Annotated in this window: 6 protein-coding genes; all 6 read left to right on the plus strand. The window is 66.9% G+C overall.

From position 1 onward, the window contains the following. The coding region (locus EOA27_RS21240; RefSeq protein WP_127257081.1) for a UTRA domain-containing protein at positions 1–255 on the plus strand (255 nt) is incomplete at its 5' end. A 2-nt stretch (positions 256–257) separates the two neighbouring features. Next, the gene (locus EOA27_RS21245) at positions 258–1,289 is read left to right on the plus strand and encodes an ADP-ribosylglycohydrolase family protein (RefSeq protein WP_126081884.1); all 1,032 of its coding nucleotides are present in this window, start codon (positions 258–260) and stop codon (positions 1,287–1,289) included. Next, positions 1,286–2,260, plus strand: a complete 975-nt coding sequence (locus EOA27_RS21250) for a PfkB family carbohydrate kinase (protein WP_126081885.1) — start codon at positions 1,286–1,288, stop codon at positions 2,258–2,260. The genes EOA27_RS21245 and EOA27_RS21250 overlap by 4 nt, the downstream gene beginning before the upstream one ends. A gap of 39 nt (positions 2,261–2,299) precedes the next feature. Next, positions 2,300–3,364, plus strand: a complete 1,065-nt coding sequence (locus EOA27_RS21255; protein ID WP_126081886.1) for an ABC transporter substrate-binding protein — start codon at positions 2,300–2,302, stop codon at positions 3,362–3,364. 28 nt (positions 3,365–3,392) lie between these two features. Continuing rightward, positions 3,393–4,622: an iron chelate uptake ABC transporter family permease subunit gene (locus EOA27_RS21260; RefSeq protein WP_127257084.1), complete on the plus strand. Its 1,230-nt coding sequence runs from the start codon at positions 3,393–3,395 to the stop codon at positions 4,620–4,622. 7 nt (positions 4,623–4,629) lie between these two features. Further along, positions 4,630–5,063 (plus strand): ATP-binding cassette domain-containing protein (locus EOA27_RS21265; protein WP_127257086.1); only part of this gene is annotated, 434 nt, incomplete at its 3' end.

Below are 5,063 nucleotides of genomic sequence, written 5' to 3' on the forward strand. Positions count from 1 at the left end.
GACATACCCCTGCGGGGCTTGCGCGAAGGCACGCTGCACCAGACGCTGCGTGGCGCAGGGCTCGTGCCCGACCATGGCGAGGAATGGGTCGACATCGAGATGCTGAGCGCTGCCGACGCCGCCATTCTCGCCTGCGCGCCCGGCACGCCGTTCCTGCGCACGCGCCGGCTGACGCGCGCCGCCGACGGGCGCGCCATCGAATTCGTCACCAGCCTGCTCAACCCCGCGCATTTCGCGCTGCATCTGGAGTTCTGAGCATGGCAGGGGATGCGATCGATCGGGCGATGGGCGCGCTGATCGGCGGGGCGCTGGGCGACGCGCTAGGCATGCCGACGCAGCTTCTGTCGCCGGGCCGCATCGCCGAGCTTTACGGCCATGTCGAGGATTTCGTCGCGCCCGCCGCCGATCACCCGGTGTCGAAAGGGCTGCCGGCCGGCGCGATCACCGACGACACCGAGCAGGCACTGCTGCTTGGCCACATTCTGGTCGAGTCCGGCGAGCGTTTCGACCATGCGCGCTGGGTGAACGCGCTGCTCGGCTGGGAACGCGACGTCAAGGCGCGCGGCAGCTACGACCTGCTCGGACCATCGACCAAGCGCGCCATCGACGCCATCAACAGCGGCGTGCCGGCCGAAGAGGCCGGGCGCGCTGGCGACACCAATGGCGCGGCGATGCGCATCGCGCCGGTCGGCATCATGATGCCGTCGGAGCCGCTTGGCGCGCTGGTCGCCAAGGTGGCCGAAACCTGCCGGGCCACGCACAACACATCCATCGCAATAGCTTCCGCCAGTGCCGTTGCCGCTGCAGTCAGCCTTGGCATTTCGGGCGGCGATTGGCGCGCCGCTTCCGGCCATGCGGTCGCGGCAGCAAGGCTTGGCGCTACGCTTGGCCATTGGGTCACCGGCGGCGACATCGCCGTGCGCATTGTCTGGGCGCAGGAGCTTGTCCGCGGCAAGGCGGAGAAGGAAGCCATCAAGCAGATCGTCGACCTGATCGGTACCGGCGTTGCCAGCCAGGAATCGGTGCCGGCCGCCTTCGCGGTGCTGGAGGTCGCGCAAGGCGACGCCTGGCGGGCTGCCGTGATCGCCGCCAATCTCGGCGGCGACACCGACACGATCGGGGCGATTGCCGCCGGCATGGCCGGCGCCTGCGCCGGTCTGTCGAAGCTGCCGCAGGACCGCATCGCCGAACTGCATGGCATCGACATCGCGGAGGTCTGCGCGCTGGCTGCGGATCTGGTCGCGGCCCGGACGGCCAAGACCGGTCCAGGCAAGGAGGATGCGGCGTGAGCGGTCGGCTCGTCCATGTCGGCAGCGCGGTGGTGGACTACGTCTACCGCATCGACGCGTTGCCGGCGGCCGGCACGGAAAAGACCGCGTCAGCTTACGCCCGCGTCGCCGGCGGCGGTTTCAACATGATGGTCGCCGCAAGCCGCACCGGCATGAAGGTGGTGTTTGGCGGCCAGCTCGGCACCGGGCCGGACGGAGACTTCCTGCGCGCCTCCTTCGCCGCCGAAGGCATCGAGACGCTGACGCCGCCGTCGACCTCGATGGACAGCGGCAATTGCGTGGCCATGATCAGCGGCGATGCGGAGCGCACTTTCGTCTCCTGGCCGGGCGCCGAGAGCCGGCTGACGTTCGACATGATGAAGCCGGTCCAAGTCCTTTCGGGCGACTGGGTTTTCACCTCGGGCTACACACTGAGCTATCCCGGCAGCCGCGATGCGCTTGTCGACTGGATCGAGGCGCTGCCGGCCGGCGTTCCTTTCGTCTTCGATCCGACGCCGGTGATCGCCGATATTCCGCGCCCGATCCTGGACAGGGTGCTGGCGCGCGCGACCTGGCTGAGCTGCAACACCAATGAGGCCGCCGAGATTGCCGGCGCCGGCGATGCGCAGACCGTCGCCCTCCGGTTGCTCGCCGAGCATTGCCCCAAAGCCGAGGGTGTCGTCATCCGCGCCGGCGCGCATGGCTGCCTGGTGCGCATGGCCGATGGCGGCACCCGCGCGGTGCCGGGTTTCGAGGTGGAAGCCGTCGACACCAACGGGGCCGGCGACACGCATATCGGCGCCTTCGTCAGTGGCCTTTCGCGCGGCATGTCCCCTCGCGAGGCGGCTCGCTACGCGAATGCCGCCGCCGCGCTTTCGGTCACCCGCCATGGCGGGTCCTCGGCGCCGACCGACATGGAGATCCAGGAGTTCCTGACCGAGCGCGGCGAAGCGATGACCGCGCCTGGCCGGGCGGAAGCGACTGCAACTTAACAAGCCCGTCAACCGGGCAAACAATGAGAGGAAAAGAACATGCGCATGCCCAGACTGACCGCTTTTCTGACGGCCACCGCCGTCTTCGTCTCCGCTTTCACGCTGGCAGCACAGGCCGCCGAGGAAGTGCATGTGCTCAACTGGAAAGGTTACGGCGCCGACGAGCCGTGGGCGGTCGCCAATTTCGAGAAGGCGACCGGCTTCAAGGTGGTCAATGACTTCTTCAACTCCGAACAGGAGATGCTGACCAAGATCCGCACCAATCCCGGCCTCTATGACGTCGTCATGATCAACGCCGCTTTCAACGACCAGGCGATGGCCGGCAAGCTGATCCAGCCGATCGACGTCTCGAAACTCTCCAACTATGCCGACATCGCCAAGGACAAGGCCGGCTCGCCGATGCTCAACCATGACGGCAAGGTCTATGGCGTGCCGTGGGTGTGGGGCCTGACGGCTCTGGCCATCAACGAAAAGTCCTTCGAAAAGCCGCCGACAAGCATCGCCGAAATGTGGGACCCGGCGCATAAGGGCCGCGTCATCATCCGCGACGACGCCGTCGAGGCGGTGCAGTTCGGCGCGATCGCGTCGGGTCAGAACATCAACGACATCAAGGATATGGACGCGGTCAAGGCGAAGCTCACCTCGCTGATGCCCCAAATCAAGACCTTCTGGAGCTCGGAGAACGACTGGAACCAGATGGTCGCCTCCAACCAGATCGACATCGGCACCTATTGGAGCGGCTCGGCCGACCGTGCCAAGACGCATTTCAAGCTGCCGGTCTCCCTCGTCATCCCGCAAGAGGGCGCCGTCGCCTGGCTCGACGCCTTCTCGATTCCCGTCGGCTCGAAAAACGTCGCCGGCGCCGAGGCCTTCATCAACTACATGATCGATCCGAAGTTCTACGTCGAATGGGTCACCAAGGTCGGCGCGCCGGTTTCGGCCAACACCAAGGCGGTCGACGCGCTGCCGGAGGATGCGTTCAACCGCAAGGTCATGGGCAGCCCGGATGTCGCCAAGCGCATCCAGTTCCAGGCGCCGGTCACCGACGAGCAGCGCGAGAAATATCTGGCGCTGTGGCAGGAGCTGAAGGTCAACGTGAAGTAATCGAGGTCTTTCGGGGAGGAGAGGCAGGATGGCTGACCAGCTTGCGATCGGTTCGCGCCGCGGACTGAAGCCGGCCCTGCCGCTTCTCCTACCCGCCTATCTGTGGCTGACGGTTGCGATCTTCCTGCCGCTGTCCGCCATGGTCTTCTTCTCCTTCATGACCGACCTGCCGCTGGCCGGAAAGGAATGGTCGTTCACGCTCGGCAACTACGCCGCCTTCTTCTCGCAGAGCCTCTACTCGACGCTGCTCTTCGCCTCCCTGCGGCTCGGCCTCGAGGTGACGCTGTGGTGCGTCGTCATCGGCTATCCGGCGGCCTATGTGCTGGCCAAGGTGCTGAAGGGGCGCGGCCGCGAGGCGATCTTCCTGCTCGTCATCCTGCCCTTCTGGTCGAACGGCCTTGTGCGCATCTTCTCCTGGGCGATGGTGCTGCGCGAAGGCGGCATCCTCGACACGGCGCTCAACGCCGTGCTGCCGTTCAAGATCAACATCGATCTGATGTATTCCTATCCGGCCGTCATCATCGGCCTGGTGCATTCCTATGTGCCCTACATGGTGCTCACCTGCTATCTCACGCTGCAGGCCATCGACGACTCGCTGATCGAGGCGGGCCGCTCGCTCGGCGCGTCGCGGCGGCAGGTGTTGTGGCGCGTCATCATCCCGCTGTCGATGCCGGGGCTGATCGCGGGAGCGGCGCTGATCTTCGTGCCGGTGGTCGGCTCCTTCATGGAGCCGCGCATCCTCGGCGGCCGCACCGGCACCTTCTACGGCACCGTCATCGAGGACCAGTTCGTCGCCGTCTTCAACTGGCCGCTGGGCGCGGCACTTTCCTTCATCCTGCTCGCCGTCGTGCTGATCATCCTGGCGCTGGCCGCGATGCCATTCCTGTCGCGCGGCCTCAACGCGCTGGCGTTGGGCGAGGCGACCGCAGGCCATCTCGGCATCCCGGTGCAGCGGTTGAAATACATCGCGATAGTCGGGGTGTCGGCGGCGGTCGGCGCTTCGGTCGCCGTCAGCGGCGGCATCGGTTTCATCGGCATCGTCGTGCCGCATGTCCTGCGGTTGGCGATCGGACCGGACAACCGCTATTTGCTGCCGGCCTCGGCGCTGCTCGGCGCATCGCTGCTGCTTATTGCCGACGCGGTCGCCCGCACCATCGTCGCGCCGGCCGAGCTGCCGATCGGGATCGTCACGGCGGTCGCCGGCGCGCCGTTCTTCCTGTGGATACTGCTGCGCAAGCGCGGCGTCATTGATCTGTGAGCTTGCCATGATCGAAGCGCGCGACATCTCCGTGACGATCGGCGGCAAGCGCATCGTCTCGCATGTCGATTTCGCGGCGCGGCCCGGCGAGGTCTCGGCGATCGTGGGGCCGAACGGGTCCGGCAAGACGACCTTGCTCAAGGCGCTGACCGGCGAGCTCGCTTATACCGGCACCGCCACGCTCAACGGCCGCGACCTGTCCGCCATGAAGCCGGTCGAGGCGGCGACGCTGCGCGCGGTGCTGCCGCAGGCCACGGCGCTGTCCTTCCCATTCACGGTGCGCGAGATCGTGCGCCTCGGCCTGATCGGCGGGCGCTCGGGCGTGCTGCCTGGCGAGGATGCGCGTTTGCCCGAGCGGGCGCTGGCGCGCGTCGACCTCGACGGCTTTGCCGGCCGCTTCTACCAGGAGCTTTCAGGCGGCGAGCAGCAGCGCGTGCAGCT

It is taken from the genome of Mesorhizobium sp. M2A.F.Ca.ET.037.01.1.1, from assembly GCF_003998075.1.
Taxonomy (GTDB): domain Bacteria; phylum Pseudomonadota; class Alphaproteobacteria; order Rhizobiales; family Rhizobiaceae; genus Mesorhizobium.

Coding starts and splice junctions, on each gene's coding strand:
- EOA27_RS21260 (WP_127257084.1), top strand. CDS start 3,393: ATGGCTGACCAGCTTGCGATCGGTTCGCGCCGCGGACTGAAGCCGGCC.
- EOA27_RS21255 (WP_126081886.1), top strand. CDS start 2,300: ATGCGCATGCCCAGACTGACCGCTTTTCTGACGGCCACCGCCGTCTTC.
- EOA27_RS21245 (WP_126081884.1), top strand. CDS start 258: ATGGCAGGGGATGCGATCGATCGGGCGATGGGCGCGCTGATCGGCGGG.